General features: G+C 46.4%; 2 protein-coding genes. One reads left to right on the forward strand and one right to left on the reverse strand.

Annotation, left to right across the window (positions count from 1 at the left end):
* Positions 1-1,008, forward strand: a 1,008-nt coding sequence (locus tag WBV75_RS08205; protein ID WP_424120147.1) for a class II fumarate hydratase, incomplete at its 5' end; no start/stop codon positions are given.
* Between the two features lie 153 nt (positions 1,009-1,161).
* Here the strand turns inward: WBV75_RS08205 and WBV75_RS08210 are convergent.
* Positions 1,162-2,049, reverse strand: a complete 888-nt coding sequence (locus tag WBV75_RS08210) for a hypothetical protein (RefSeq protein ID WP_424120148.1) — start codon at positions 2,047-2,049, stop codon at positions 1,162-1,164.
* Positions 2,050-2,250: the final 201 nt, after the last annotated feature.

Genomic DNA, 2,250 nt, shown 5'->3' on the forward strand with positions numbered 1-2,250 from the left:
AATGATGATGTCAATAAATCCCAATCCTCCAATGACACCTTCCCCACCGGAATGCATATCGCCGTGTACAAAAAGGTCGTAGAAGTGACCATCCCCGGGGTTACCGCCCTGCGGGATACCCTCAAGGCCAAATCAGAGGCCTATATGGATGTTGTAAAAATTGGCAGGACACATCTTATGGATGCAACCCCCCTCACCCTTGGTCAGGAGTTTTCGGGCTATGTGGCCCAACTGGATCACGGACTTAAAGCCTTGCGCTATACGCTGGATCATCTTGGGGAACTCGCCCTTGGAGGTACTGCTGTGGGTACAGGACTCAATACGCCCGACGGATATGATAAAGTTGTAGCCCGATACATCGCCAGCTTTACGGGACTCCCCTTTACGACGGCACCGAATAAATTTGAGGCCCTCGCAGCCCACGACGCCATTGTGGAAACGCATGGTGCCCTTAAACAACTCGCCGTATCCCTCAATAAAATTGCAAATGACATCCGTATGATGGCTTCCGGACCGCGTTCGGGAATCGGAGAAATTCTGATACCGGCCAATGAGCCCGGAAGTTCGATTATGCCTGGCAAAGTAAATCCCACCCAATGCGAGGCGCTTACCATGGTCTGCGCCCAGGTAATGGGCAACGATGTGGCTATCACTGTGGGGGGAACCCAGGGCCACTATGAACTCAACGTCTTTAAACCTCTGATGGCCGCCAATGCACTGGAGTCTGCCGGGTTATTGGGGGACGCCTGCAAAAGTTTTGAAGCCCATTGCGCCTCAGGCATTGAACCCAATCGGGAGACCATAAAAAAACTCCTGAACAATTCCCTGATGCTGGTCACTGCCCTAAATACTAAAATCGGGTATTACAAGGCCGCTGAAATCGCGGGAGCCGCCCATGAAAATGGCACTACCCTCAAAGAAGAGGCTGTGCGGCTCGGCTATGTGAGCGCTGAAGAGTACGATTCCTGGGTACGGCCCGAACAGATGGTAGGCCATCTCAACAAGTAAATCGAGAGATTTATTAAAGTGGCTGCCTTAAGAGCAGCCACTTTTTTTTGAACTACACTTTCCCGGGACCCTTTTGGGCAAGGTGGCGGGAAGCCATAAAAAAACCGCCTAAAGAATATTAGGCGGTTTTTACTGTAAATATTAAAACTACTTCTACCTCAGCTCAAACTTCGAAGTTCCGAGTAATTTGAGCCCATCGTCATAGACGTTGACCATGTAATTCCCCTTTTGAAACTCCCCGGCGTAATTACTGATGTAATCACAAACATCTAAAGCGGCGTTTTCGTAAAAGAAATTGGTATTCTTGGTGTAGGTGATTGAAGGACCTTCCTCCATGGTTTTGGAAGTGGTTCCTCCCATAACGTTTCCGTTGGGATCCAGAACTTCAATGTAGAATTCACGGTCTCCCGCCTCGGCAATAACGTTGTCAGCTACTGTAAAACAAACTTTTAAACGGTCTGTTCTCCTGGCGCTATTTGTGGAACGCAGAGTCCCGTTGTTGCGTTCGCGAACGGCGTCTACCACAAATCCTGTGAGGCTAAGTGCTGATCCGCGTTCGACCGCATCGGCCAATTGCGTATTCTGTACAACCAGGGAATCGTTGAAAACATTTTGCTTCTCCAATTCTACAAACGTACTGTCACGTTGCATAGCGATAAGGGTATTGGATTGCTTCAGAGAATCTACCTGACGCAATAACTCCTCACGCTCTTTCTTCAAAACACCTACCTGTCGGCGATAGCGGGAAAGGTTAGCCAGATCTGCTTTCATACCGCTAACCGAATCGATGTATTTCGCGATATTGTCACGAGCAGCCACCAATTCTTCATTGGTTTGATTGCTCTCCATAATGGCCTTGTCGTATTCCGACTTCAGGCTTGTCAGATCTTCTACAACTAACTCTTTTTCCTTCATCAGGATAGCCTCATTTTTCTTTGAGTCCTGATACAGATTGACCGCATAAATGATGGTACCCAGAAGAATAACTCCCAGAATACCGGCCAATACTTTAAGTCCGTTGTTGTTTTTTGTCTCTGTCATAAGTGTGAAAATTAATTTCTAAACTTAAATTTTAAGTTGTTTAGTGTCTATATACGGTGAAATTGAAGTTTTAGATTTCAGGATCGAAAATATTTATTCCTATTGGAGGTCATTCGGGCTAATAGGGTTTTATCTTTAAAACGAATAGATTTGGTAAAATCCGTATAATATGAAATCCTTTTACACCTTGCGAAATTCAAC

This window comes from Robiginitalea sp., assembly GCF_049588695.1.
GTDB lineage: Bacteria > Bacteroidota > Bacteroidia > Flavobacteriales > Flavobacteriaceae > Robiginitalea.

What these genes read in the sequence shown, in the direction of transcription:
- WBV75_RS08210 (WP_424120148.1), bottom strand. Translation starts at nt 2,049, where the DNA reads ATGACAGAGACAAAAAACAACAACGGACTTAAAGTATTGGCCGGTATT.